The organism is Curtobacterium sp. MCSS17_016 (genome assembly GCF_003234255.2).
In the GTDB taxonomy this organism is placed as follows: domain Bacteria; phylum Actinomycetota; class Actinomycetes; order Actinomycetales; family Microbacteriaceae; genus Curtobacterium; species Curtobacterium flaccumfaciens.
In genome coordinates this window covers 651,740-678,551 of record NZ_CP126254.1, presented here as the reverse complement: position 1 = coordinate 678,551, position 26,812 = coordinate 651,740, and the positions used below count along the sequence as shown (strand labels likewise).

24 protein-coding genes are annotated in these 26,812 nt (G+C 68.4%); 7 read left to right on the top strand and 17 right to left on the bottom strand.

Translation table 11 applies throughout. The annotated features are described in order from the left end of the window. The first annotated feature begins 54 nt into the window (after window positions 1-54). Window positions 55-1,161: a glycosyltransferase gene (locus DEJ19_RS03340; RefSeq protein ID WP_111233903.1), complete on the top strand. Its 1,107-nt coding sequence runs from the start codon at window positions 55-57 to the stop codon at window positions 1,159-1,161. Here DEJ19_RS03340 and DEJ19_RS03335 read toward each other — a convergent pair. The 7 genes from DEJ19_RS03335 to DEJ19_RS03305 form a co-directional block, all read right to left on the bottom strand. Next, the gene (locus tag DEJ19_RS03335; protein ID WP_146250704.1) at window positions 1,140-2,348 is read right to left on the bottom strand and encodes an O-antigen polysaccharide polymerase Wzy; all 1,209 of its coding nucleotides are present in this window, start codon (window positions 2,346-2,348) and stop codon (window positions 1,140-1,142) included. The genes DEJ19_RS03340 and DEJ19_RS03335 overlap by 22 nt on opposite strands. Window positions 2,349-2,931: 583 nt before the next feature. Next, window positions 2,932-3,864 (bottom strand): polysaccharide pyruvyl transferase family protein, encoded by a 933-nt coding sequence (locus tag DEJ19_RS03330; RefSeq protein WP_111233902.1) that lies wholly within the window; start codon window positions 3,862-3,864, stop codon window positions 2,932-2,934. Continuing rightward, window positions 3,861-4,907, bottom strand: a complete 1,047-nt coding sequence (locus DEJ19_RS03325; RefSeq protein ID WP_181441594.1) for a glycosyltransferase — start codon at window positions 4,905-4,907, stop codon at window positions 3,861-3,863. Before DEJ19_RS03325 ends, DEJ19_RS03330 begins: the two co-directional genes overlap by 4 nt. 82 nt (window positions 4,908-4,989) lie before the next feature. Continuing rightward, window positions 4,990-6,231, bottom strand: coding sequence for a lipopolysaccharide biosynthesis protein (locus tag DEJ19_RS03320; protein WP_111233900.1), 1,242 nt, complete (start codon window positions 6,229-6,231; stop codon window positions 4,990-4,992). A gap of 61 nt (window positions 6,232-6,292) precedes the next feature. Next, a complete protein-coding gene (locus tag DEJ19_RS03315; protein ID WP_258377453.1) occupies window positions 6,293-7,792 on the bottom strand; it encodes a sugar transferase in 1,500 nt (499 codons plus the stop codon). Further along, entirely contained in the window at window positions 7,773-8,720 is a 948-nt protein-coding gene (locus DEJ19_RS03310; protein ID WP_111099901.1) for a beta propeller repeat protein, read from the bottom strand. The genes DEJ19_RS03315 and DEJ19_RS03310 overlap by 20 nt, the downstream gene beginning before the upstream one ends. Window positions 8,721-8,735: 15 nt before the next feature. Beyond that, window positions 8,736-10,187: a tyrosine-protein kinase domain-containing protein gene (locus DEJ19_RS03305; RefSeq protein WP_111099900.1), complete on the bottom strand. Its 1,452-nt coding sequence runs from the start codon at window positions 10,185-10,187 to the stop codon at window positions 8,736-8,738. A 152-nt stretch (window positions 10,188-10,339) separates the two neighbouring features. On the opposite strand from DEJ19_RS03305, the gene DEJ19_RS03300 reads away from it, so the two are divergent. Next, window positions 10,340-11,062, top strand: coding sequence for a CPBP family glutamic-type intramembrane protease (locus tag DEJ19_RS03300; RefSeq protein WP_110864272.1), 723 nt, complete (start codon window positions 10,340-10,342; stop codon window positions 11,060-11,062). A 74-nt stretch (window positions 11,063-11,136) separates the two neighbouring features. Beyond that, window positions 11,137-12,420: a PP2C family protein-serine/threonine phosphatase gene (locus DEJ19_RS03295; protein WP_111233899.1), complete on the top strand. Its 1,284-nt coding sequence runs from the start codon at window positions 11,137-11,139 to the stop codon at window positions 12,418-12,420. Window positions 12,421-12,604: 184 nt separating this feature from the next. On the opposite strand, the gene DEJ19_RS03290 is transcribed toward DEJ19_RS03295, so the two are convergent. After that, on the bottom strand, window positions 12,605-13,243 hold the full coding sequence (locus DEJ19_RS03290) for a TetR/AcrR family transcriptional regulator (RefSeq protein WP_146250703.1): 639 nt from the start codon (window positions 13,241-13,243) through the stop codon (window positions 12,605-12,607). Between the two features lie 206 nt (window positions 13,244-13,449). On the opposite strand from DEJ19_RS03290, the gene DEJ19_RS03285 reads away from it, so the two are divergent. The 3 genes from DEJ19_RS03285 to DEJ19_RS03275 all read left to right on the top strand — a co-directional run bounded on the left by DEJ19_RS03285 (window position 13,450) and on the right by DEJ19_RS03275 (window position 15,688). Next, window positions 13,450-14,142, top strand: coding sequence for an SGNH/GDSL hydrolase family protein (locus tag DEJ19_RS03285; RefSeq protein WP_111233897.1), 693 nt, complete (start codon window positions 13,450-13,452; stop codon window positions 14,140-14,142). Between the two features lie 173 nt (window positions 14,143-14,315). After that, entirely contained in the window at window positions 14,316-15,161 is an 846-nt protein-coding gene (locus tag DEJ19_RS03280; RefSeq protein ID WP_111233896.1) for an SGNH/GDSL hydrolase family protein, read from the top strand. A gap of 32 nt (window positions 15,162-15,193) precedes the next feature. Beyond that, window positions 15,194-15,688, top strand: coding sequence for a hypothetical protein (locus DEJ19_RS03275; protein ID WP_111233895.1), 495 nt, complete (start codon window positions 15,194-15,196; stop codon window positions 15,686-15,688). A 31-nt stretch (window positions 15,689-15,719) separates the two neighbouring features. Here the strand turns inward: DEJ19_RS03275 and DEJ19_RS03270 are convergent, their stop codons facing one another. The 8 genes from DEJ19_RS03270 to DEJ19_RS03235 all read right to left on the bottom strand — a co-directional run bounded on the left by DEJ19_RS03270 (window position 15,720) and on the right by DEJ19_RS03235 (window position 26,019). Beyond that, window positions 15,720-16,391: a response regulator gene (locus DEJ19_RS03270; protein ID WP_111233894.1), complete on the bottom strand. Its 672-nt coding sequence runs from the start codon at window positions 16,389-16,391 to the stop codon at window positions 15,720-15,722. Then, complete coding sequence (locus DEJ19_RS03265; RefSeq protein ID WP_111233893.1) at window positions 16,388-17,776, bottom strand: sensor histidine kinase; 1,389 nt, start codon at window positions 17,774-17,776, stop codon at window positions 16,388-16,390. Before DEJ19_RS03265 ends, DEJ19_RS03270 begins: the two co-directional genes overlap by 4 nt. Then, complete coding sequence (locus DEJ19_RS03260; RefSeq protein ID WP_111233892.1) at window positions 17,763-18,737, bottom strand: CPBP family intramembrane glutamic endopeptidase; 975 nt, start codon at window positions 18,735-18,737, stop codon at window positions 17,763-17,765. Before DEJ19_RS03260 ends, DEJ19_RS03265 begins: the two co-directional genes overlap by 14 nt. 153 nt (window positions 18,738-18,890) lie before the next feature. Next, window positions 18,891-19,382 (bottom strand): SRPBCC family protein, encoded by a 492-nt coding sequence (locus tag DEJ19_RS03255; RefSeq protein WP_111233891.1) that lies wholly within the window; start codon window positions 19,380-19,382, stop codon window positions 18,891-18,893. Window positions 19,383-19,491: 109 nt separating this feature from the next. Next, entirely contained in the window at window positions 19,492-22,167 is a 2,676-nt protein-coding gene (locus DEJ19_RS03250; protein ID WP_284176583.1) for a hypothetical protein, read from the bottom strand. Further along, on the bottom strand, window positions 22,164-23,966 hold the full coding sequence (locus DEJ19_RS03245; protein WP_111095001.1) for a S53 family peptidase: 1,803 nt from the start codon (window positions 23,964-23,966) through the stop codon (window positions 22,164-22,166). Before DEJ19_RS03245 ends, DEJ19_RS03250 begins: the two co-directional genes overlap by 4 nt. Window positions 23,967-24,124: 158 nt before the next feature. Next, complete coding sequence (locus DEJ19_RS03240; protein ID WP_258377479.1) at window positions 24,125-24,682, bottom strand: arsenate reductase/protein-tyrosine-phosphatase family protein; 558 nt, start codon at window positions 24,680-24,682, stop codon at window positions 24,125-24,127. A gap of 2 nt (window positions 24,683-24,684) precedes the next feature. Beyond that, entirely contained in the window at window positions 24,685-26,019 is a 1,335-nt protein-coding gene (locus tag DEJ19_RS03235) for an adenylosuccinate synthase (RefSeq protein WP_017886319.1), read from the bottom strand. 210 nt (window positions 26,020-26,229) lie between these two features. Between DEJ19_RS03235 and DEJ19_RS03230 the strand changes: the two genes are divergently transcribed. After that, complete coding sequence (locus tag DEJ19_RS03230; protein WP_071404361.1) at window positions 26,230-26,403, top strand: antitoxin; 174 nt, start codon at window positions 26,230-26,232, stop codon at window positions 26,401-26,403. A gap of 163 nt (window positions 26,404-26,566) precedes the next feature. Here the strand turns inward: DEJ19_RS03230 and DEJ19_RS03225 are convergent, their stop codons facing one another. Further along, on the bottom strand, window positions 26,567-26,731 hold the full coding sequence (locus DEJ19_RS03225) for a hypothetical protein (RefSeq protein WP_155896763.1): 165 nt from the start codon (window positions 26,729-26,731) through the stop codon (window positions 26,567-26,569). Between the last annotated feature and the right edge of the window lie 81 nt (window positions 26,732-26,812).

Here is a 26,812-nt window from a genome sequence, read left to right as displayed (position 1 = left end):
TGTCGTGTCAGGCCAGAGGCTAACCGTTATCGGTCAGCGATTCCCTGACCACCAATGAGAATTCTTCAGATAGTAACATACGCGTCTGTCGACGGAGCCTTTGGCGGCCCATTGGCAGTCGCGGTAGCGCAGTCCGTGGAACTCGCGCGCCTGGGACATGAAGTCGAATTGATCGCAGGCTGGGACGGCAGAGCCCTCATCGAGGCGCCCGGCGTCCGGCTACGGCTATTCCCCGTCCGCCGGATACTACCTTCAGGCTTCAGCGGGCTCTGGTCCTGGAGACTCCAGAAATTCGTAGCCGCCAGCGCAGGCGCCTTCGATGTGGTTCATGTTCATCTCGGGCGGGACCTAATCACCGCGCCCGTTGCCTGGCGAGCAGTCCGACTCCACGTAACGACGGTCTTGCAGACACACGGAATGGTGATGCCCGATGCTCGCATCCAGTCACGCATCTTCGATTCGATTTGGACGAAACCCCTCCTCCGAAAAGCGCATGCTGTGTTGCATCTGACCGAAGATGAGAGGCTCGGTTTAACACAACTCGTCGGCCCACTGCGATCACTTCCTATTTCCAATGGAGTGCCGGTCCCCAACGAGGCGATTGACAGCAACAGGTCCAATCCGGACGTCTTGTTCCTCGCGCGCCTTCACCCCCGGAAGCGTGTGCTTGACTTCGCCAAGGCCGCACTCCTTCTGGCCGCAAAATACCCAGCTGCAAGATTCAGCATCGTGGGGCCGGACGAAGGGGAACTTAAACAGCTAGAGCAATTCATCGTAGACCATGGCCTGCATGAACAAGTGATATACGAAGGGACGCTACCCCCGGGAGCTTCCCTCGAGCGGTTCGCAAGATCCTCGATCTACGTTCTGCCGAGCGTAGGTGAAGTCGTTCCCATGTCACTACTGGAAGCAATGTCGGTGGGGACGCCCTGCGTGATCACGGACGATAACGGTCTGGCTTCCGCAATCGAGGAAGCTAACGCCGGCATCATCACGAACGCCAATCCTGCCTCCTTGGCATCGGCGATCGGCGATCTACTCTCGAACGACGGACGACGTAGGGCCGCGGGCCAAGCCGCAAGAGCGCTAGTAACGAACGCGTACAGCGTAGCCGCGGTAGCACGCCGCCTCGAATCGATCTATAACGGCATCGACCGCTGATCCAGTCTGGACGATCGGACGCCCGCACCCGGCGAAACCTTTCGACGGCTGATGAAGGCAGCGAACACGAGCATTGCCGCGAGATTCGCCATCGCTTGCAAAAGCGATCCTCTGCACAGAATAAGAAAATAGAACGGCAACACCGACCCAATTACCGTACTGGGAAGACCCGACATGAGACGCGCGTTAGCATTCGAATCAAGCCGGCGCAAAAGCACACCAAGCACGGCCATTCCAAGCACCAAGGCCACCCACCCACCGTTGATGAATAGTTCCGACCACAGCGGCGCCGACAAATTGGTGAAGTCGTAGTTCTTATAATTTGCCACCAGGGTTCCGGTATCCACAGGCTTACTCACCCAAACGGACCTCGGTACCCAGAATAGTAAGACACCAAGGGCCTGGTTGCCATTCGTCGTTCCGAACGCGTCGACATATGCCACAGTGTTGACGACCTGACCGAACGCGTCGAAGTCGCCGCCCTTCAGGGACGTCAGCACGTTCGAAACAGGCGCTGTGGTCGTTGCATGGCGGAAGAAGTCAGCTATGGGGAAGATAAAGACCAAACCTGCAATCGCGGACAGCGAGAACCAACGAAACCGGCGCAAAGACTCGGTTGCGCCTGTGGCTGCGAGCAGCCCCAGCAAGATGGTTCCCACCACGTAACGAGCGCTACTAATCGGATTCACACAAATGACGCAAATCATCACCGATAGAATCGCCGGGACGTAAGAAACTGCACGGTGCGCTGCTCGCTCCTGCCTTAGGAATAGCAGCTGCCCAGCCGCCGCAACGAAGGTAGCCATGTTAACAGCGGCCACAACGACTGAGCTTGTGGTGGATTCGCCGAAGACACTCTGAGCTTGGGCCAATGAATCTCGAGAACTGAACAGAGGTCCAATGCCGACGAGGGAGATGTAGCAAAGTGCCCCAATTCCCGCCACAAACGTCAGCGCATGAACCTTCCCCTTCGAGACTTCACGGATCAATGGTGCGTCCGCGTTCGACCGCGCGAGCGGAAGGAGCGTCCCAAGCAGGAACGCGAGACATCCGAACGAGACAACGAGGAAAGCAACCCAGTCCTTGGAGTGGTCGAGACCGGGCGTAGTCCCCGGGTCAGCTTCGGTCCTGAGTTGCACTATAGGTGCCAGTCCAAAGAAGACGTAGACAAACAACCAGAAGACCATCTCGAACAGATACCTCAGCCCAACGAGCATAAGCCACCCAAAGCGCAGTCCAGACAGTATCGCCACGAGTAGAGCTCCCACCCAGGATGCGTGGCCGCCGCTAGGCGTCGCCAAAACGAACGATAGCGGAAGTATCCCAGCCAACATCACCCCCGCCACCGACCCGAAAAGTGGCGCAGGCAGGGAAACGTACGCTAGCCCCCGGCGCATCAATAACCCCCCGGTCGGTAGAATCGTAACCTGACTCCAGCGAGCAGTGCTCCAAGGAGCATGACCCCTACCGACCGCCCACGCCTGAGAACCAGCACCGTGATTCCCTCATTCAGCATGACCCGCCGCCAACGCCACGCTCTGAAGAGCGGTAGAGCTACTCGCGGAACCTTCGCGCGTTGATCCGTCAGACTGAATCGGTCTTGGACCAGAATCGGCTGGGTTCCTGAAGCGATCGCCCGGACGTAGTCGTCCTCTGTCTCCGCAAAGACGAAAACCTTATTTGGATTCGCCGTACGATCTAGCCCGCGCCGGACTTCCGCTATTTTCTCGGCTGAACCGAACATAACCGCTATTACTTGCCTCTGCCTTTTCACACCCATCGCCCCCGCCAGGCTTCAATGGAGGCATTCGGCATCGATAATACCTGCGCTCCTCCCTCGAGCAGAAGCTCTTCCAACATACGCAGGTCGTGCCGCGACGGTGCCACTAAGCCAATGGACCGACTTATCTCCCTGGCCCGATTATCGATACTCAGGGGCAGACTCGCTCGTCCCAGCTGCATCGCCCTGACGCCAGCGTGCAGGCGTAGACCGATGTAGCTAACCGAGGCGTCGGCCAGCATCGCAGCGTCAAAGGCCTCTAGCGTCGGTTCTAGAACTAGCGCATTGGGACGGAGTGAACGCAAGTACGCTTCATCCCCAGGGCCTTGCGGCCAGAACGAAATGCTGGAGAACATGCTTTCGAGGAGCCTGATGAGTCGCTCATCCGCCAGCGGGTCCTGGTTGTAGTCGGTGAGCGTCACGACCACTGACTTCCCAGCGGATGGTAGCACTTGACGCTCAATACCCCAAAGAGTGGGGCAAGAAAGGTGTACTGCCGCGACACCCGCCCGCTGAAGGCGGCGAGCCGAATAGATGTCCCGAACCGCCCAGGGCGCACTTGACGCGAGCGTACGCATCCATCGTGCCGTGACCAAGTCAATTCCCGTACGTTGATACTGCCACCAGCCCACGCCAAACATCGTAAGTTTGCCTGTGGCTAGCGAAATATCGTCACGAGACCAATGCCAGGGTGAGCGAAAGTACGCATGATCGGATAAGAGATTAGTCCCGCAGACCAATACTTCCTGGGCAGAACGAAGCACAGTGCGTTGCTCAGCATTCAAATCTCCGTGCAATGGAACCGTTACCACTTCTACGCCCGCTGCACGAATCGGATCGATGAGTTCATGTCTGACCGAGTTCGAGATCACCAAGTCTCCCAGATTGGTGGTCCTGGCGCCAGGGTCTACAAAAGCAATCATTTACCGGCCCCTCGTAGAGTTTCGCTCAGTTGACTGTATTCGACGACAAACCTCTTCTCAATCGAAGCCCAGTTACCCTCCTTGGCAACCCACCGTGCGGCTCTTCTCCCGAGATCAGCGTTCGTATCGACGCATGCGATTATCGACTCAGCATTCACGTCCGGATTCTCGAAGTCGACAATACGGAACACATCTACTTGCTCAAGTTCAACCGACGCGTGAATGGTTGAGGACACAAGGGCCGGAACGCCAGCACTGAGCATCTCAAGGAGAGTAATACTGCACGATTCCCAACGAGATGGGTGTATGTATGCCCTAGCCTGTGCCAGCAGTTGAGCCTTCCGCTGGCCCGAGGCGTGTCGTTCGATGCTAACGCTCTCGGTTAATCCGAGTTCGCGGATCAAGGCGCCCACTACCCTCTTCCCATCCTGGAAGTCCGGCCCGACAAGCTTCAGATGCGGACGGGGAGTGGGAAGGCGAGACCAGAACTGAAGGAGGTTGTCCAGTCCTTTGTGGAAGGGGTCAAAGCGTCCCAAGTATAAGAAGAAGTCGCCCGACCCTCGCCAAGACGGCGACGAGTCGGGGGCACCATTTGGCAGAGTGATGAAGTGTCTCACCTTGGGCTCCATGCGTCGAACCACGGCTTGCTCCCCAGGGTAGAAGACGTGAACCGCGGCAGCGTGGCGGATTACTAATCTCTCTGCTTGGTGCCGCAATCCGAAACGGTCTCTTTGATTGGAAACAATCCCTTGCTCGTAGACGCCGTGTGGCATTACTACGTAGTGGGCCCCACTCATTCTCGTGATCAGCGCAGCGGCAAGGTTACTCAGAACCCATCCCTCGTGTATCACTAGGATGTCACCTCTTCTCAACCTGCCGATCAGGCCGATCGGAAGCCAAGATCGTCTATCCCGACCTAAATGTGAAATCGTCTTCACGCGATCTGCGTCGGCGTCGATCCCAAGCACACCTGCGGAAAGGATTTGCGCGTGGGGGTCGATTCGCTTGCTCGCATCTAGCCAGTGGTCTACGGCGTCCGTCACGCCGGACGCATGCGCTAGGTAGCGGGCGTAATAGTGGAATAGTCGATTAGACGCAGGCTTCCGTCGCTTATCGAGAGTCAATTTATCCCTTTCGAACCGATTTGTCTGCCTGAGCGCCACGGAGACCCACCAGAAGACCAAATCCGAGAAGTATGGCTTGAAGGACGAAGGCGATGCTGAGGCCGACCGCCGCCCCGGTTGCTCCATACATGCTCGCGCCCACGGCCACTCCTGAGAGAGCAATGAGGGACGTAAGCGTAGAGACGGTCGCGACATAACGCTCTTTGTTGATGCCTTGCAGCACGGCCTCAACGAGCGCGCTGGCAGACGCGAATACGAGCCCGATCAGGATGATCTGGATGCTGGCAATCGATCCCTTGTACGCATCGCCCAGGGCGATTGGCAGTAGCGCTGGCACCAGCAACGCTATCAAGCCGTACGCCAGCGAAGAGAGCACGATGACAGCTCCGATTGCACGCACCAGCCGAATCAGGTCCGATCCTGATCTTCTGCTGGCCGCTGGCAAGAGAAGAGACGCGAGCGACGTGGCGAAGAGGCGGAGAGGGCCTGTCAGTCGGCTGGCCGCACCGTAGAGTCCGGCCTGAGTGGCGCCTGCCAACAACGCGGTGATTGCGGTATCGGCATTACGAGCCTGCGACGAAACAGAGCTGAGCCAAAAGGGCCACGACTGGCCGAGGGCGCTTCGGAGCCGAAGCTCCCCCGGGGAAGGTAGCCGCTTTTTCACAAAGTACTTGGCGAACACGTTGGATGCGACCGCTGCGACTGCAGAGCCGATCGAGAATGCGAGCAAGGGCTGAACCCCGCCCAGAGAAATTAATATGCCAAAAGTGATGAGATTGAGCGTTCTGCGGGCCACCAGATTGCACATATTAACCCAGACGTCGCCGTCGGCGAGTGCAACACCTAACCAGGCGTCCGCATTCCGCTCGGCCGCTGCCCAGAGCGAAAGAGGCAGCAGGAAGAAGTACCGGTCATCGACCAAAAAACCCAGTACAACAGTCACCACAAGCATGGCCACTGCCATCGCCAGCGAAAGTCGGCTGTTGAGATGAAGCAGAGTCGTGACCTGCCCATCTCCGGCATCCCGCGAACGCCGCTTCACAGCCAGCGAGGGCAGCCCTAGATCAAATGCCGTCTGAACCACCGTTGCAATACCGTACGGCGCTGCAAAAAAGCCAAACTCCGCCGGTGAAACCGTCCGGGCAAGTAGGAGCATCAACGCCGCTTGCAGTAGAGCAGCAGCGACACGCCCCGAAAGCACCCACACGAATTGGGATCGGAGCGGACGACGAGTAGCGTTCATCTAATCGTCGGCCTCCGGTACCGGGCGGGGAGATCGCGCCACGCATCGATCAGAACGCTGGTCAATATGCTCCGCCCGCATAGGTCACGGCGCGAAGGGTTCTCCAAAGGATTACCGTGTCCCCCACCATTGACCAGTTCTCCACGTAGTACAGATCAAGCCGCACGGAATCCTCCCATGACAGGTCGGATCGACCGCTCACCTGCCACAATCCGGTCATTCCGGGCTTGACGAGGAACCGACGGTGGACACGTGTGTCGTAGCGAGCGACCTCACGCGCCAACGGCGGCCGGGGTCCGACGAGCGACATGCTGCCGGCCAGGACGTTGAACAGCTGCGGCACTTCATCGAGGCTGTAGCGGCGCATAAACCCGCCGACCCGGGTGACCCGTGGGTCGTTCCGCATCTTGAACAGGACGTCGTTGCCCTCGGCCCGGTCGAGCGCGCTGAGCTCCTGCAGCCGTTGCTCGGCGTCGACGACCATCGAGCGGAACTTGATCATCCGGAACGTGGTGCCGTTCAGGCCGACGCGCTCCTGTCTGAAGAAGACCGGACCGGTCGAGGTGGTCGTCACCAGCACGGCGAGCACGAGCAGCAGCGGCGACAGGACGACGACGAGCAGCGCCGCGCCGACCAGGTCGAAGGCGCGCTTCGTGTAGAGCTTGCGCCCCGAGTACGTCGGCGTCTCGACGTGGATGAGCGGCAGGCCCTGCACCGGCCGGGTGTGGATGCGGGGACCACCGATGTCGGTCAGGCTCGGCGCGACCACCAGGTGCTGCCTGCCCGGCTCGAGCGACCAGCTGAGCTCGCGGACGCGCTCCGGCGGCAGGTCGTCGGAGCTGGTGATCACGACGGTGTCGGCGCCGGTCTCGCGCAGCGCGGAGCCGACGTCGTCGAAGCCGCCGTGGCTCTGGATGGTCGACCCCGTCAGCAGACCTCGGTGGTTCGTCGACACGACCGCCCCGACCACGCGGTAGCCGGCTTCCGGGGAGCGAGCGAGTTCGCGGCCGATGTGCAGCACGCTGGCCGGGGAGCCGACGAGCAGCACGGTCGCCGAGTACGCGCCCTGCTGACGCTGTGCCACGAGCCACTGGCGCCAGATCCACCGCGACAGCAGGAGGACGAGGATCCCGATCGGGAACGCGATGAGCACGTAGCCGCGGGCCAGGTCGACGTGCAGCAGGAACGCCGCGATCGCGAGCAGGCCGAACACCCGGACGCTGGAGTCCGCGACCAGGCGGTACTCGGTGCTGCCGACGCCGATCACCCGGGCACCCCGGGTGTCGTACAGGGCGAGCGCGCTCATCCACACGACGATCACGACGATGGAGATGGCGAAGTAGCTCAGTCGCAGGTCGGCGGTGTTGGTCGCCAGGTTCGACTTGAGTCCGAGCCAGGCGATCTGCACACCGAAGACGACCCAGATCAGGGCCAGCAGATCGGTGAAGAGCACACGGCGCGAGTACGTGCGGCTCCACTCGTCGGTGGCGCCGACGGCGCGCGGTGCGCGGAGCGCATCCGCCGTCACGAGGACGACCCGGTCACCACGTCGCGCCACCATCCGACGACACCCGCACGGTCGTGCCGTCCCACAGCCACACGTCCTGGCCAGCACGGTCGATGGTGACGGTGTTGTCCGTGTCCGCGCCGTCGGCACAGCCGATCGGCGTGGTGGACGACGAGGGCGTCACGTCCGACGCGGACATGGTCTCGATCTGCACGCCGTCGCACGCTGCCGCGCCGACGCGGGCGAGCGTGTAGTTGCCACCGTCGACGCCGATCGAACGGACGCCGCCCATCGGCACGTCGACCCACGCGGCGTCGCCGGTGCGCCACTCAAGCTGGCCGTCGCAGATGACGACCGCGGTCTTCTCGCCCTGGAACGCGTCGATCGGGTCGCCGCACGGCGCCTGCTCCGTCCCGCTCGCGAGCACGACACCGTCGGTGCTGATGCCGGCGCCAGCGGCGCCGGGCGCCGCGGCTTCCCACGTCACGCCGGCGTCGGTGCTGGTCCGCGCGGTCGCGGTGCAGTCGTCGCCGACGCCCGCCAGGACCGAGAGCTCCGCGCTGGAGGCCCGGATCGCCATGAGCGATCCGACATCCGTCCCGAGTCCCACCGGAACCCACGTCGCTCCGCCGTCCACGGAGTGTTCCAGCACCGGCCGCGGGCCGCCGCACGACCCACCGGACGCGCGCCACGCCTCCTGGCCGTCGACCGCTGCCAACAGGCGGCGACCCTGCTGCTTGGTCGCAGTGGCGTCTGCGTCAGCGGACGCACTCGCCCGCGGCGTCTCGCTCGTGTCGGGTGAGCCGGTGAAGGTGGGGATCGGACCGGCTGGGCCGTTCTCCTCCGGTGCCGTGCGACCGAGGGCGAGCGCGACGAGCACGACGTCGATGACGATCAGCGCCACCACCACGACGGCCACGGTGATCAGCGTGGTCTTCGGCAGTGCACGACCGAGGCTTCGGGTCCCCCGGCGAGTGTCCATGTCCCTCGACTCCGTTCAGCGTCCTGCTCGGCGCAAGACGCCCAGCTTCTTGCCGGTGCGCTTCGGCGGGCGCGTCGACGTGGTCACGGTGTTGTCGTCCTCGTCGTGGCCGTAGCTGTACCCGTAGCCGTAGCGGCCGTAGCCGTACGCACCCGGGCCCTTGACGGGCATCTTCGTGATGACGAAGCCGGAGATCGGGGCGCCGACGTTCTCGAGGGTCGCGACGGCCGCGGCGAGCTGGCCCTTCAGCGTCTGCCCCGAGGCGACCGCGACGATCGCGCCGGAGGCCTTCTTGGCCAGGATCGCCGCGTCGGTGACGGGCAGCAGCGGCGGGGCGTCGAACAGGACGTAGTCGAACTGCTGCTCGAGCAGGTCGATCAGGTCCTGCATGGCCCTCGAGCCGAGCAGCTCGGACGGGTTGGGCGGGATCTGACCGGCGGGCAGGACGACGAGCTTGCCGCGTCCCCACGGGTGGGCCACGTCCTCCAGGTCGGCGCGGCCGATGAGCACGTCGGTCAGGCCGGCGTTGCCTTCGACGTCCATGTACTCGGCGACGCGAGGGCGGCGCAGGTCGGCGTCGATCAGGATGACGCGGAACCCGGCGCTGTCCAGGGCGATCGCCAGGTTCGCGACGGTGGTGCTCTTGCCCTCGGACTGCATCGACGACGTCATGACGAAGGTTCGTGCACCGGTGCCGATGTCCAGGAACTGCAGGTTGGTGCGGAGCGTGCGGAACGACTCGGCGCGGGGGCTCCGCGGGTCGACCTGCACGATCAGCGGGCGTTCGGCGGCCTTCGCGTCGTAGGCGATCCCGCCGACGACGGGCTTGTCGCTGATCTTCTCGACATCGAGTTCGGTGCGGATCCGGTTGTCCAGGGTCTGGCGCAGCACGGCGATCCCGATGCCCAGGGCGAGCCCGACGAGCAACCCGAGCGCGACGTTGACGGGCACGTTCGGGCTGACCGGGACGCTCGGCACGTCGGCCTGCTTGACGCGGGTGAGCTTGACGGTGCTCTTGCCGCTCGCGTCGGTGGCCTCGATGTCCTGCACGACGTTGGTCAGGCTCTGCGAGGTCGCATTGGCGATGTTCGCGGCCTGCACCGGGTCGGTGCCCTCGACCGAGATCGCGATGAGGGTCGTGCTCGTCGGCGCCGTCGCCGACACCATCGTCGCGAGCTGGTCCGCGTTCATGTCGAGCTTGAGCGACGAGATGACCGGCAGCAGCACGATCGGCGTCGACACCAGGTTCGAGTACGTCAGCACCCGTTGCTGGGTGAAGGTGTTGCCCTGCGCCAGGTCACTGGCACTGCCGGACGTCTCCGTGGAGACGAAGACCTGCGCCGATGCCGAGTAGACCGGCTTCTTCAGCAGGGAGAACCCTGCGGCTGCGGCCACTCCCACCAGGGCGAGCACGACGATGAGTACCCAACCCTTGCGGAGCACCGTGATGTAGTCGCGGAGTTCCACGCCTTTGCCTTCCCCGATCCGAACCGTCCCTGTGGTCCCGTCACAGGCACGCCGGGGTACTCCCAGCGCACGGCATACAAATAGTGCCACAGGAACGAGTACTACTCGGGGGAAGTCGCCATCCGCCGCGCGGTGTCCTCTACGGTGGCCCCATGCGCTCCGAGCCGGCCCAGACCACCACCGAGCCCAGCGTTCGGCGACAGCGGGACCTCATCGTCATCCTCGTCGCACTCGGCGTCGCCGTGATCCTGACCCGGATCGTCGGACAGGTCACCCGGACTGGGGGCATCCCCTCGCCGGTCCTGCAGGTGCTCGCCGCGGACGCCGCCGTCTGGGTGCCGCTCGTCGTCGCGGCCGCCGTGGTGCTCCGTCGGACCCCGCCTGCCGCGATGCTGTCGCGGCTGCGGCTCGACCTGGGGATCGTGGTCTTCGCGATCGGCATCGTGATCGTGTGCCGCGCGGTGGACGTCGTCATGTCGCTCGCGTTCACGGGGACGACCGGGCTGGTCCCCGCACCGTCCCTCGGCACGCCCGACGTCGGGCTGCTGCTCGTGTCGGCGATCGGCATCGTCGTCGTGAGCCCGGTGCTCGAGGAAGTGGTGTTCCGCGGACTGTTCCAGCGCCGGCTCGCCGCCGAGCTCACGCCCCGCACCCGGTTCCTCGCGGTGCTGGTCACGGCGTTCCTGTTCGCGCTGCTCCACCTGCTGCTCGGTGCGGGTGGCACGTCGCTCGGCGGGTTCCAGGTGTTCGTCACGACGTTCCTGCTCGGCCTGCTCACCGGCACGCTCGTCGCGATGACCGACCGCATCGGCGGCGCGATCCTGGCGCACGTGCTGTTCAACGCGGTCGCGGTCGTCGCCACCTGGCCGCGCTGATCGGCCAGAGCCGCGTCCCCAGATCGGGTCAGGGGCGGTCGCTCAGCCGCGCGGACCACTAGCCTGCACTGAGCATGACTCGCCCAACCAGCATCGTCGACAACCCTCTCGTCCGTCAGGCTCCGATCAGCGGCCTGTTGGCGCTGTCGGCGTTCCTCAGCATCGTGATGCCGTCGCTGCCGATCACCCAGCACCACCTCTTCGTCGCGAGCGTGGTCGGCATGGTGGTCGCGACCCTGCTGAGCGCGATCCCCACGCTCGTGCGCCGCGCCGCCTGGGTGGTGCCGATCCTGCTGACCGTCGACTTCCTGACGATCGCACTGCTGCGCACCGGAACGGGTGCGGGTGCCTCGGTGTTCACGGCGCTCGTGGTGCTTCCGGTGATCTGGTGGGCATCGCTCGAGGGGCGTCGAACCGTCGCGTTCGCGGTCCTCGGCCTGCTGGTCGTGATGCTCGCCCCGTACGTGCTGACCCCGACCGACCCGCCCGGGCCGAGTGAACTCGTCCGCGTCGGCGCCGTGGTCATCGTGTTCGGCACGGTCGCCGTCGTCGTGCACGAACTCTCCCGTCGCTCGCGCATGACCCTGCGGTCGGCCGAGGCCCGCGAGGGCAAGGTCCGCGCCGAGATCGACCGGGCGGCCGCGGTGCAGCGATCCCTGCTCCCGACGACGACCGGCCGCATCACCGACGACGTCGTCGTCGCCGGTGCCTGCCTGCCGGCCCGGAGTGTCGGTGGGGACTTCTTCGACTGGTACCCGACGCCGACCGGCGTGGCGGTGAGTCTCGGTGACGTCATGGGCAAGGGCGTCGGCGCGGGGCTGATCGCGGCCGCGGTGCGCGCAACCCTGCGCAGCGCCCGGACCGTCGAGGACCCGGCCGACGCACTGAAGCGGGCCTCCGACGGCCTCACCGCCGAGGGCGTCGGACCCGACCTCGCCTTCACCACGCTGTTCCACGCCCGGATCTCCGACGACGGCACCCTCCAGTGGGCCGACGCCGGGCACGGGCTGAGCTTCGTCCTGCGGGCCGACGGACACGTCGACCGGCTGCGCTCCGGCGACATGCCGCTCGGGCTCGGCATCCGCGAGGAGTGGGCGACGACCGACGGCACCCTCGAACCGGGCGACCTGCTCGTCTCGTTCAGCGACGGTGTGCTCGACCTGTACGACGACCTGGACGACACGATCGACTCCGTCGCCGCGATCGCCCGCGCCGTCCGCGACCCGCACGCGGTCGTCCTCGCGCTGTCGGCCCGCGCCGACGAGGTGCCGCACGACGACGACGTCACGGTGATCGCGATCCGCAGGCAGCCGGTCGAGGTGGACACCGAGCGACCGCTCGCGATGCACGCGGACTGACGGCGCGGAACGAGCGACCGGCGCACAGCGACCGGTGCGCAACGCACGTCCGTCTCGCAGAGATTGGTACGCGCCGCCGCTCGAACCCGAATCGTGCGGCGACGCGTGCAGACGGTGAGCGTCTGCCCTCGGACGCCCTAGCGTCCTCGGTCTGTGGGGGCGGCCCGACGAGCCACCCGGAGGGTCAACCGACCCGGGCGAGGTCCCAGACGGGCGGCACGTACGCGCGGGACCAGCCCTCGCGCAGACGCGTCACGGCGCGGTCGAAGGCCTCGAGCAGGTCCATCTCCGGCCGCACCATGGACTGCAGCTGCAGTCCCTCGTAGGTCGCGAGCAGCTGCTCCGAGCCGCGGGCCGGCTCCATCGTGCTCGGCTCACGACCGAGCATGACGTCACGCTCCAGGGCGTGCTGCACGAAGGCGTGGAACCGTCGCCACCGGGCGTGCAGCATCGGCGCGAGCGGGTGCTCGGGCGATGCCGCGATGTTCAGCGTCGCCGTCAGGAACCGCATGAGCGACGGGTCGGCCACGTTCGCGGTGACGATCGCGCGCAGGAACCGGATGGTGCCGTGCTGCTCGGCCAGGGGCATGAGCGGCACGGTGCGGTCCTCGTTCCACCGGTCGATGGTCGCCAGCAGCAGGCCGTCCCAGCTCGGGAACGTGCGGCCGACGACGTCGGTGTCCACCCCGGCCGCAGCCGCGACGACCTCGGGGGTCACCTCGTGCAGCGGACGGGAACGCAGCGCCGTGATCATCCCGTGGATGACCTCGCCACGGAGGGCGGTGTCGTCGAGGACGGGCATCGGCGGCGTTTCGATGTGCATGCATACACTGCACCAGCCGAGCGAGGCCGTGCACAGCCCCCCGAACGGGAACGCGCGTTCCCCGGACAGGCCGGAACCCCTTGCCGGGCTGCTTCGCCCGGACAGGCGGGAACCCCTTGCCGGGCTGCTTCGCCCGGACCGGGGCGCAGGAGCACGGGGCCGTTCCCCTAGGGTGAAGTGGTTCGCACCCGAAACGAAAGCTCACGTTGCCGCACTTCCAGTTCGCACTCCGCCTGCCCCTGATCGCCGCCGTCGCATCGATCGCCGTCCTCGCGGGCGCACTGCTCGCGGGGGTCCCGAACCCCGCCACCGCCGTAGCGGGCACGACCACGGCGAGCACGTCCACCGCGGACAAGCTCACGTGGACGTACGCCGGCGATTCGCTCACCGAGATGCCCAAGTCATGGATGCGGCAGCTGCAACACTCGACGATGGTCAACACCGGCGGCACCGCGATCGGCAACGCGACCACCACCAGGATCCTCGCCGGGACCTCGAGGCACGACGCCGACGTGCTCGTCGTCATGGCGGGAACCAACGACCTGCGCTACCAGCGCAGCTCGAAGACGATCCTGAGCAACATCGACAAGATCGTGAAGAAGGTCGGCGCCCGCCACGTCGTGATCTCGGCGATCGCCCCGTCGAACTCCACGAACTACGGGAAGAGCCACGTCGACCGTCGCCGACTGGGCGAGATCCTGAACCGCGACCTGCAGAACCACGCGCTGACCCGTGGCTGGATGTTCGTCGACCCGTGGGCGGCCGACCGGAAGCTGGACGGTGGGTGGCCGTGGTCCCGCACCTACGACGGCGTCCACCCGACGGTCGCGATGTCCGAGAAGGTCTCGGTCCGGATGCAGCAGGCGATCCACATCGCCGCCGAGGGCGCGAAGGGGTAGTAACCGGTCACCTCGCCGCGGAGCACGGTCCGGACAGCGGTCGGATCGTGTAGCAGGGGGAACGATCTGTCTGTCCGCGGAGCGCGAGCCGTGATGCCCCCAGACCTGGGGGAAGATGACATGTCACGGAGCTTCTAGGGTGATGAAGTTCGCACCCGAAACGAAAGACCACGTTGCCTCACCACCAGCGCCACTCCCGCCTGCCCTTCATCGCCGCAGCTGCCACCGTCGCCGTCTTCGCCGGCGCCCTGCTCGCCACCGTCCCGAACACCGCGACCGCAGTGGAGGGGACCGAGACGAACGCTCCCGCACCCGTGACGACCGACGTTCCGGCGCCGTCGCCCACCACCACTCCGACGAGCCAGCCGAACGCCCCCGCGCCCACCCAGACCGTCGTCCCGGCCCCGACCACCGCTCCGACGGCCAAGCCGACGCCGGTGCCGACGCCGGCGCCGGCGCCGAGCAAACTGACGTTCACCTACGCCGGCGACTCGCTCACGGCCATGGACGCCTCGTGGATGCGGCAGCTGAAGGACCCGACGATTGCCAACGTCGGGGGCACCTCGATCGGAGGAGCCACCTCGACGCGGATCCTCGAACGGAGCTCGGCGCACGATGCCGACGTCCTCGTCGTGATGGCCGGCACGAACGACCTGCGCTACGGGTACAGCACGAAGTCGATCCTGAACAACATCGACAAGATCACGAAGAAGGTCGGCGCGCGCCACGTCGTGATCGCCGCGATCGCCCCGTCGAACATCACGAACTACAGCAAGAAGCACATCGACCGCCGCAAGCAGGGCGAGATCCTGAACCGCGACCTGCAGAACCACGCACTCACCCGCGGCTGGATGTTCGTCGACCCGTGGGCAGCCGACCGCCGGCTCGACGGCGGCTGGCCGTCCTCGCGCACGTACGACGGCGTCCACCCGACGGTCGCGATGTCGAAGAAGGTGTCGGTCCGGATGCAGCAGGCCATCCACATCGCCGCCGAGGGTGCCAAGGGCGCAGCGGGCTAGCCCCCGGTCGCGTCGTGAGCCATACTCGCCCCATGCAGTGGGGACGGATCGCACCGGTCGTGGCACTCGTCGTGGTGCTCGGCGGCACCCTCGCGGGCTGCGCCCCCGAAGTCGGCGGCGGGACCGGCGCCCCCACGAACCCGAGCAACGACGACAACGTGCAGAGCACCGGGTGCACCGACTACGTCCAGCTGAAGACCCCGGCCGAACGTCGCGACGCAGCTGAACTCGTCGTCGACGCCGACGTCACCACGACCGACCGCACGGTGGAGCCGCAGGGCATCTACGAGGTGTACGAGGCGACGGTCACCGACGTCACGAAGGGTGACGCCGCCGCCCCCGGCGACACGATCCAGGTCATCAGCACCTCGGACCAGTGCGAGACGAGCGGCGAACCGGTGGAGTACCTCTCGGGCGACCCCCTCGCCGACGAGGGCGCCTTCCGCCTGTACCTCTCCCACGACGGAGACGACGACGTCTGGCAGCTCGTCGTCCCCGGCGCCGCGGAGCCGCAGCCCGCCGGCTGACGCCGCAGCCCACGGGCTGACTCCGGGCGCGCTACGGCTGCTCCGGCACCGTCACGATCCGGTTCTGGTACGCCCACACGACGGCCTGCAGCCGCGACCGCACCCCGAGCTTCGGCAGCATCCGCGCCAGGTGCGACTTGACGGTCGAGACCTCGAGCACCAGGGCTACGGCGATCTCCTCGTTCGACATCCCTTGCGCCAGCAGCAGGAGCACCTCGCGCTCACGGGCGGTCAGCACACCGTCGGCCCGGTCGCCGGAGACCGGCTGCAGGCTCCGCCGCGACACGAACTCCTGCAGCACCCGCCGGGTCAGGGCCTGGTCGAGCGTGCCGTTGCCGGCGGCGACCTGCCGCACGGCGTCGACGATGGTGTCCGGCTCGGCGTCCTTGAGCAGGAACCCGGAAGCCCCGGCCTCGAGCGCCCCGAACACGTAGTCGTCCAGGTCGAACGTCGTCAGCATGAGCGCGGGGATCGCCGGATCGGCGTCCGGTGCGCAGAAGATCCGGGCGAGTTCGATGCCGTTCATCACCGGCATCCGGATGTCCAGGCAGGCGACGTCGGGTCGCGTCTCGCGCGCCAGCGCGAGCGCCTCGCCGCCGTCGGCGGCCACGCCGACCACCTCGATGTCCGGCTCCGCACCGAGGAGCGCGGACACCCCGGCGCGGACCAGGGGCTGGTCGTCCGCGACCAGCACGCGGATCACGCGACCACCCCGGGGCCGTCGGCGGCCTGCGCGGGTGCGGCAGGTGCCTCCCGGCCGAGCGCCAGCTCCACCAGCCATCCGCCGGTCGCGGTCGGGCCGGTCTGGAGGCGCGCCCCGACCAGGTCCGCCCGCTCGCGCATCCCCCGCAGGCCGTTGCCGCCCGAGGGAGAGGTCCCCGCTGCCGGGACGGTGGCCGGTGCGTTCTCCACCCGGATCACCACCCGGGTCGCGTCGCGGTCGTCGATGGTGACGGTGCACGGGGCGGACGGGGCGTGCAGGGCGGCGTTGGCCAGCGCCTCCTGGACGGTGCGGTAGGCGGCGAGCTGCGCGAGCGGGCCGACGCCGTCGGCCAGCGGACGCTCCCCCAGCAGCACGTCGAGCCGGACGTCGCTGCGGAACCGGGCACGTTCGGCCAGGTCGACGATCCCGGCGACCGTCTCGACGGCGCGCTCGGCAGGGGCGTCGTCGCGGAGCAGGCCGACCAGGCGGCGGAGGTCCTCGAGCACGGCAGTGCTCTGCTCCCGGACCTGGCGGGCACCCTCGTGGGCACGCTCCGGGTCCGCGTCGATCTGCCGGTCGATGACGGCGGCCATCAGTGCGATGCCGGACAGGTGGTGGGCGGCGATGTCGTGGAGCTCACGGGCCATCGCGGCACGTTCGCGGGACACCGCGGCATCGACCAGGGCGTCCTGCTCCCGGTTCACGGCGCTGGCCTCGGCGGTGCGGGCGACGCGGACCTCGCGGCGGGACTGCACGAGCAGGGTGACCAGCAGGGGCAGGCCGACCGCGCCGATCGCCTGCAGCACGCCCTGCCCGAGCGAGCCGGACACGGCGGCCGTCGTGTCACCGGCGACGGCGGCCAACACCGCGCTGCCGGCGGCGACCAGTGCGCCGGCGACCAGGAGCGTCGGCCACAGGCGGGCCAGCGGGACGCGGAGCGCGGCGAGGACGACGGCGATGACCACGGGCAGTGCGGTGAGGCCGAACAGGTCGGACGACTGCGGGGCGAGCGCCGCGACCAGCACCGGCAGGGCGGCGACCACGACCAGGACGGTGCGCGGCGCCCGACGGGCGGCGAGCAGGGCGGCCGACTGGGCCAGCAGGCCGAGGGCCAGGACGCTCCACGCCAGGGTGAACACCGCGGGGACCCGCATCGCCAGGGCGGGGCCGTCGGGCTCGAGGGCGTCGAGGGGCGGCAGGCCGAGCAGCAGCCCGAGTGCGACGACGGCCGTGCCGAGGGCGACGAACACATCGACACGGCGGGCGCGCTGCGCGGGCTGGGCCGATCGCGCGGGCTGGGTCGATCGCGCAGGCTGTGCTGCCGGCTCGCGCTGCGCTGCCGGCTCGGCCGGTGCGTGCAGCGCGTCGTGCTCAGCGGGTGCCATCGTTGGATCCTACGAGGCGGGCGCGGGTGGGGACCGGTGCGTCGAGGGGCAGGGCGCGTCGGGCGGGGTCGTAGCCCAGGCGGCCACGGGTCACGACGAGCAGCACGACGGCGGCGATCGTCGACATGATCGTCAGGCCGATCATCAGCGTGCCAGCGGTCATGCTCGGGTACATCTCGGGGAACAGCGTCGAGATCGTGTTGTTCACGCCGACGTGCAGCAGCAGGGCCAGGGGCAGGCTCTCGCGGGTCTTGTTGAAGACCTGGATCATGACGACGTTGAAGGTGATGGTGAACAGGGCGAACACGACGGGCTCGCTCCAGTGCGCGTTCGGCCAGCCACCCCAGTCGCTGAAGTACAGCGGCATGTGCCAGAGCGCCCAGATCGGGCCGAGGATCGCTGCGGCGCCGAGGCCTCCGAAGCGGTGCTGCAGGCGGGGCAGGGCGAAGTCGCGCCAGCCGGGCTCCTCGCTCAGGCCGGTCGAGAACAGCTGGATGATCAGTCCGGGCACGAGCATGGCGAACGCCAGGGCCGAGGGGGCCCGCACGTCACCGCCGGCGAACGGCAGCGCGGAGACGACGATCAGGGCCGGCACGACGACGAGCGCCAGCGCGTACCAGTACCAGGCGACCCGCCAGCGGAACAGCCGTCCCACCCAGCGGCGGAGCCCCGCGCGACCGTCGGCGACCGCGGTGACGATGAACGCGCTGCCCAACGGGCCGAGGAGCGCCCCGGGCAGGACGCCCGTGAACTGTCCGCTGCCCAGGACCTCGGGGAAGTGGATGTCCCACACGCCCATGCCGTGCGGCGACAGGATGTACGGCACCCACGCGAGCCAGCTCAGGCCGAGTGCCATGGTGAAGAAGGACACGAGCGGGTGCCGGGCGATGAGGCCGCGGACACCCCCTCGGTCGCGGGCTGCGGTGCCGGCGGTGGGCCGGACTTCGGTGGTGTTCGTCATGCACACGACGCTAGGAACCAGCGCGCTCGGGGACGACCGGCTTCGGGATGCACCTGCGGGAGTTCCATCGAAGGATGCAAGTGCTTTTCGGTCGGTTCGGCACTCCTGAACACGCCGTCGTCGTGCGCAGACGCCGGCGTCTCGCGGGTCCGGTCAGGCAGCGCGCTGCGTGGCCACGTGGGCCAGGACGACGGGGTCCTCGCAGCCGCGGGCGAACCCCCGGATGCGCCGGTCGATGTCCCGCTGCAGCACGAGCACGCCGATGCGCTCGGCGATCGGCGCGAGCCACTTCGGCCTGCAGGTGAAGTTGTAGCGCCAGACCGCGAGTGTGTGCCCGGGGTGCCCCTCAGCCGCCTGGAAGCGCCATCCTCCGCCCATCCGCTCGAAGAACCACGAGCCCTTCGTCATCTTCATCCCCACGTTCGAGGGCGGGTGGTACGAGACGTACTCGCTCTCCATCGCCAACCCGAACCGTTGCACCGTGTACGTCCGGACGCCCTTCGCCGGCACGGTCGCACCGTCCATCAGGTGCTGGCGGCGGATGAAGGGGTCCCACCGCTTCCGGATCGCTCCCTGTGTCTGCGAGACGGCGAACGCCACGTCGGGCTCGACCGGGATGACGCAGCGGGACTCGACGACGGGCATGAGTCATCCTCGCACGTGGCGGTCGCGCGGGCCTCCCCCACGCGGCGGACGTCAGGCCCGGTGCCGACCGGCACCGGGCCTGACGTCCCGCGATCCCGCGGGCCTGCGGTCAGCGCACGCGCCGTCGACGCCGCAGCGCCACCATCGCGGTACCCGCACCGAGCAGGAGCACCGCCGCGATGAGGCCCGGCAGGAGCGAGGCACCGGTGAACGCGAGGTCTCCGCTGCCCGTCCCGATGCCGCTCGTACCGCTCGTACCGGCCGGGCTCGTGCCGTCCGGCGTCAGGGCACCGGGAGCCGCTTCGTTGCCCGGGCCTCCGGCTGCGCTGCCGCCGCCCTGCCCGCCATTCCCGCCGTTCGCGGGCGGATCGACCTTTGCCGTGGTGACCACCGCTGCCGACACGTCGGCTGCCAACCCGGCGGGGTCGCTCAGGTGCAGCGCGGTGACGGTCCGGTCCCGCCCGCGGGTCCGCTGCTCGTTGAGCACGACCTTCCCCAGCCCGCCGGGCAGGGCGATCCGGGTGTTCGCCCGGATCGTGCCCGCCGGGATGGCGGTGCCCGCGATCCGCCCACCCGCGGTCGTCACGGTGGCACCGCCGTGGGTCACCCGGACACGGACGTCACGGAGCTCGCCGGCGATGCTCGTGCCCGGGTAGAGGACGACCCGTTCGAGTCGGACCTCGCCGCGGTCACTCGCCGACCGCACCGTGACCCCGTCGACACGCAGCTGTCCGGTGGCGCCGTCCCCGACCTGGTCCGCCCGCTCGGTCACGGTGGTGCCGTCGGCGGCGGGCGCAGCGACGGGTTGCGCCGGGACGTCGCTCGGTCCGGATGCCCGGAGCCCGAAGGCATGCCAGCGTGCGATGGCCGGGTCGTGCGGCTCCGGTGTCGGCGTGGTGCCGCCCCCGCCCGGGGTCGGGTCCGGGGCGGGCTGCGCCGCCGCCAACGTCACCTGGCCGAGCAGCACGTCGGGGTGTGTCCCGGTCAGGTCCTCGTAGCGGAGCGCCGTGAGCGTGACGGTCCCGTCCGGTTTCTCGGTCCGTTCGCCGAGGTGGACGCGGACCCGTTCGGTCCCGTCCGGGGCGAGCCCCGTGTACAGGTCGGTGGCGGTGTTGATCCACACCCCGTTCACGAACACGGCGTTCGACTCGTCGTCGAAGGAGACCGTCATCGTGCCGGCCGCCGTCACCTCGGCGTGCAATCCGTTCACGCGGAGTGCCGGCCAGCGGTAGGCGGCGACGGGGTCGGTGGCCTCGTCCGGGATCTGCTCGAAGTGCCCGACCGAGATGGTCGCGGTGTCGCCGTCGTCCCCGATCGCCGCCGTGACGTCGGTTGCCCGGGCGGGGTAGTCGGCGATCGCGTCGATGCGGGCGGCAGAACGGTGTTCCCCGGCACTGGTGACCCGCGGCTGCGGGGCGACCAGCGCCGTACCGCCCGTCCCCCGGACGCCCACCCCGAAGGCGGCGGTGACCCGAGCGTCCGTCGGGCTGCTCGCCCTCGCCGGGATCGTGACGGCGCCGAGCCGCACGTCTGGGTGCGCCCCCGTCAGGTCGCGGTAGTGCAGCGCGGTCAGGGTCGTGCTGCCGTCCGCGTGCACCGTGCGCTCCCCGAAGGCTACGCTGACCCGCTCCTTGCCGTCAGCGTCGACGCCGGTGTACAGGTCGGTGGCGGTGTTGATCCACACCCCGTTGACGAACACCGCGTTCGACTCGTTCGCGAAGTCCACGGTCATCGTCCCCTCTGGCGTGAGGTGGGCGTCGAGGCCGTACACGCGCAGCGCTGGCCAGCGGTACTCCGCGACCGGGTCCGAGGCGCGGTCGGGGATCTGCTCGAACGAGTCGAGGTGCACGTCCGAAGTACCGTCCGCCGCGGTCGAGACGGTGACCCCACGTGCGGTCGACGGGGAACCGTCGGCAGCGTCGACCCGGTCGGCGGTGCGCTTCGCGACGCCGGTCACCGTGGGCTGCCCGTCGATGAGCACGGTTCCGTCCGGGGCAGTCACCTGCACACCGCTGACGCTCCGGGTGGCCAGGGCGTCGCCGTGGGCCGGGGTGGGCTGCGGCGCGGGATCAGGCGTCGGAGCCGGGGTCGGGGTGGGCGTCGGCGTCGGCGTCGGGGTGGGTGCCGGCCAGCGGTCACCCGCCGCGCAGGAGACCGATCCGGCACGGACGCGCCAGATCTCGGAGGCACCGGCTTCGGCGTCGATGCGGAGCGCGACCGTCGTCGTGGTGCCGTCGGCGGCCGTCGTGGTGCTACCGACGACGACCTTGGTGGCGCCGTAACGGGACTCCGGCAGGTCGCGGCTCCACCCGGGCGTCGCGGTGGCCTCGGTGGTGACGTCGTCGCCGTCGATGGTCAGGCGGTCGAACGACACCGCGGGGGTGCCGCCGGGAGTGCACGCGGCGCGGAGTCCGGTGAACACGACGGGGGGACGATCGCGCAGGGTGAACTCCCCGCTCGCGATCGTCGAGGTCGCCCCGTCCGGGCCGGCCTCCGAGCGCAGACCGCTCGTGCGGGTGGTGTTGAGCTTCAGGACGTCCTGCGTCGTGTCGACCCGGGCCACCGTCGGGTCGCCCGAGTCCCAGCGCACGGCCGGGGTCGGTGCGGTGAGCGTGCCACCGTCGATGTCGGTCAGTTCGACGCCCGACGCGGCGGCGAGGGTGGCGCCGTCGGCCGCGGTGTCCGCGCTGGCCGGCAGCGCGAGCATGGGCACCACGAGGCCGATGCCGAGCAGCGCCGAGGCCGCGAGCGCGATGACGGAACTGGTGCGTGGACGATCGGTCATCGGCGGGCCTCCTCGGCGAACGCGGTGAAGAAGGCGCGGCCGGCGGGGACGCCGACCCCGGTCACGTCGTCCCAGCCGGGTGCGGACCGGAGTCCCTGCCGACCGGTGTCCCAGAGGAACAGGGTCTCGGGCCACAGCGCTCCGGCATCGGGCCCGCGCGGCGACCAGGTGGCAGCGGAAGCGGGGCGGACGTCGCGGACGGCGTCGGTCCCGAGCATCTCGTAGAGCATCGGCGTGACGAGCCCGATCCGGACCCCCGTGGCGGCCTTGGCCATGGCGACCATCGAGGCGACCATCGGGGTCGCCAGACTCGTGCCGCCGTGCGTGACGTAGCCGGTCACGCCCTTGTGTGGCCCGTACACGACGAAGCCGGTGTTGGGGTCGCCGATCGACGCGACGTCGGGGACGAGTCGCCCGGTCCCCGGTTCGTCGAGCAGCTGGCGCTGCCACGTCGGTCGGTCGTAGACGTCGGACTGGCCGCCGCCTGCGCCGTACGCGAAGCCCGGCGGGATGAGGGCACCGTTGCGCGCGAAGCGGGTCTCGGTCTCCCAACCAGCCTCGACCGCGACGGAACCGTCACGGGCGAGCCCGGTGCTGGTCGCTCCGACCGCGGTCACGTACGGGCTGGACGCCGGCGACGACACGTCGGGGCCGGAGTCGTGGTCACCGACGGCGCTGTTGTCGCCGTCGTTGCCGGAGGACGCGAACACCGAGATGCCCCGGGCCCCCGCCTCGACGAGCACCCGGTTCAGCAGCGTCCGGTCGTCCGCGGTGTCCAGGTCCTCGGTGGACCCGAACGACAGGCTGATGACGTCCGCACTGCCGTGTTCGACGACGTCGAGGATCCGCGAGAACAACGAGGTGGTGCTGCAGTCGTCGGCACCCCAGTACTCGATGTCGGCGTCGGGGGCCATCGCGTGCACCGCCTGCACGTCGAGGTGCTGCTCCTCTGTCCAGCTCTGCGGCCCGCCGCAGCGGGAGGTGTCCGGCGACGCCGGAGCGTGGTGCTGGTACTGCCCCGAGCGGAACGGCTGGGCGCCCGCCGCCCGGAAGTAGGTGTCCGTGTTCGCTTCGACGTCGGGGTCGTCGTAGGCGGCGACGATCGCGATGGTCGCGCCGCGTCCGGTGTACCCGGCCGGCACGTCGTGGACCTCGCGCAACTGGGCCGGCTGGTACCCGCACAGCGCGTTCGATCGGTGCGTGACCGGCACCGATGCGGGCCAGTCCGTCGTGAGGCGCTCGCCCCACCATGCTGCGCACTGTCCGTCGTCGGCCAGGACCGGCGGTCGCGGGACGGTCTCACCCGGTGCCGGGGTGGGTGCCACCGCTGCTGCAGTGGTCGTCTCGGTCGGTCGGACGGCGTCGGAGTCAACGGCTCCGGACACGCCGACGACGGCGGTCAGCCCGCGTGGCACGGCGAGGGCGCGGACCGGTGCCACGGCGCTCTGTCCGGCGACGCCCCACCGCACGAAGGAGGTGTGGAAGGCGTCCGCGATGCGCGCGGCCGTCCCGCGAACGGGCAGGGATGCGATCGAGCGCTCGACGGGGCCGACGTGGAGCCCGGCACCGCGCAACCAGGTCGCCACGGCCGGGGCGCGGTCGAGGTGCACGGGGTCGAGGAGGACGGTGAGGGACAACTCGTCGACGGTCACCGGGTCGCCGCGCTCCGCGTGTGCGGTCCAGGCGGGGACGGAGTCCGCGAGCGGTCGGTCGGGCGAGGGCGGTGCGGGGCGCACGAGGAGCGCGCCGGGGATGATCACGGCGAGCGCGAGCGCACCGATGAGGAAGCGTGGACGCATGGGTTCCTGATCTGCTGAGAGGCGGGGACGCAGCGCTGCGCGCTGCCACAGCGACCTTACATGCAACTGAGAATCGTTATCACTCGCAGGACACGAGCAGTCCAGACAAACGGGAGGCCCGGTGTCAGCTGACACCGGGCCTCCTGTCCGTCAGGGGGTCAGACCACGGCGCGCAATGCGTCCGCGATGCCCGTCAGGGCCACGTCGACCTCGTCGGCCACGCGCTGGTGGGTCGCCGTCGAGCGACGGTAGGGGTCGTCCACGTCGTCGTCGGCCGGGTCGGCGGGCGGCGGGACCGTTCCACGCAGACGCGCGACGCGCTCCACGAGTTCCTGCGGGGTCGTCACGTCGGCCAGGTCACCGGACTCGAGGCCGGCGAGCACCCGCGCGAACTGCTTGATCGTGAAGGTCCGCTTGGATGCCCGGGGCGCCAGGGAAACAGCGGCTGCACGGTGCGATCGCTCGGCGGTCAGCACCAGGTCGGCGCGCTCGACGATCTCGGCCGTCAGGTACCGCGACCGGTGGGCCGACGGGTCGCCCCCGAGCCGGACGGACTGTTCCGCCGCGGCGGCGTCCATCGCGGCACCGTCGTCGGCGATGGTGCCGGCCGACTCGACCACGAACGCGGGGGCGTCCGGGCCGAGTCGTGCCGTCAGGACCTGCGCGCCGAGCGGCGACCGGCAGATGTTGCCGCTGCAGACGAACAGGATCCGCATCGTCACGCTGCGTCGGTGCGTTCGCCGGCGCGCTGGTCGGCTCGCTCGTCGTCGCCGAGCAGGTCGTGCCGCACGACGATGGCGTCACGGCCGGGGCCGACACCGATCGCGGAGATCCGTGCGCCGGACATCGCCTCGATCGCCAGGACGTAGTCCTGCGCGTTCTTCGGCAGGTCGTCGAAGGTGCGGGCTCCGGTGATGTCCTCGGTCCAGCCGGGGAACTCCTGGTATACCGGCTTCGCGTGGTGGAAGTCGGACTGATTGACCGGGACCTCGTCGACGCGGACGCCGTCGACCTCGTACGCGACGCACACCGGGATCGTCTCGAGCCCGGTCAGGACGTCGAGCTTGGTGAGCACGAAGTCGGTCACACCGTTGATGCGTGCCGTGTAGCGGGCGATCGGGGCGTCGTACCAGCCACAGCGGCGCGGGCGGCCGGTGGTGGTGCCGAACTCGAAGCCGTTGGCGCGCAGGAACTCGCCCGACTCGTCGAACAGCTCGGTCGGGAACGGACCGGCACCGACGCGGGTCGTGTACGCCTTGACGATGCCGATGATCCGCTCGAGCTTGCCCGGGCCGATGCCCGAACCGGTCGCGGCGCCACCGGCGGTCGCGGACGACGAGGTGACGAACGGGTAGGTGCCGTGGTCGACGTCGAGCATCGTGGCCTGGCCGGCTTCGAACAGGACCGTCTCGCCGCGCTCGAGCGCACGGTGGATCTCGAGGGCGGTGTCGGCGACCATCGGGCGCAGGCGCTCGGCGAAGGACAGCAGCGACTCGACGACTTCTTCCGGGTCGATCGCACGGCGGTTGAAGACCTTGACCAGCAGGTGGTTCTTCTGGTCGAGGGCGGCTTCGACCTTCTGCCGCAGGATGTTCTCGTCGAAGATGTCCTGGATCCGGATCCCGACGCGGTTGATCTTGTCGGCGTAGGTCGGGCCGATGCCGCGACCGGTGGTGCCGATCTGGCGCTTGCCCAGGAACCGCTCGGTCACCTTGTCGACGGTGCGGTGGTAGTGCGTGATGACGTGCGCGTTGGCCGACACGAGCAGCTTCGAGACGTCGACGCCGCGGGCGCGCAGGGCGTCGAGCTCCTGGAACAGCACCTCGAGGTCGACGACGACGCCGTTGCCGATGATCGGGGTCACGCCGGGCGTCAGGATGCCGGAGGGCAGCAGGTGCAGGGCGTACTTCTCGCCGCCGACGACGACGGTGTGGCCGGCGTTGTTGCCGCCGTTGAACTTCACGACGTAGTCGATGCGGGAGCCGAGGAGGTCGGTGGCCTTCCCCTTGCCCTCGTCGCCCCACTGGGCTCCGATGATGACTGCTGCGGGCATCTGGTTCTCCTCACGTTGGCGGAGGACCGCACACGGCCGTCCGGGCCGGTGGTCCACCCGAGTCTATCGGCTGGTCACCTGCGCGTCACCCGCTGTGACGTCCTGTGGACGGCGGGTCGCTTGTCCACATGGAGCGCACCTGGATGTCCGTCCGGATCGGTCGGAGCACGGTCGGACGCGTCCAGATCCACGACGCGAAAGGAGCACGACATGAGCGGCATCGGAGACAAGGCGAAGGACTTCGCCGACAGTGACAAGGGCGAGCAGGCAACGGACGCCGGCCTCGACAAGGCGGGCGACGCGGCCGACAAGGCGACCGGCGGCGGACACGGCGACCAGATCGGCAAGGCTGAGGACGCGGCCGACGGCAAGATCGGCAAGTGACGTCCGAGACGTCACCGGTAGACGGACGGGCGCGTTCCGCTCAGCGGCGACGCGAAGCGTTGCGCGGGGCGCGCCGACCGAGCCTGCGAGGGAGGGGTGCCAGCTGGCACCGCGCCTCCCGTCTGTCTGCCGGTGCGTCCCGAACCGCCCGGCCGACCCTGGATCAGCTCCGGAAGAAGTCCTGGTACGACGGGTCGCCGACGGGCTGGGAGTGCCCCGGCTCGGCCAGGCGCTGCTCGATCATGGCCTGGATGACGTCCGGCGGGGTGAGTCCACGACGGCGCCACTCGACCGGGTTGGACCGGAGCTGGTTCAGCGTGTTCTGCATGGGACAAACAGTGGCACCACTTCACTAGTTTGTCTAACTACCTGTCCCGAACACGCGTTCGCGGGGTGGGATGCCCCGCGC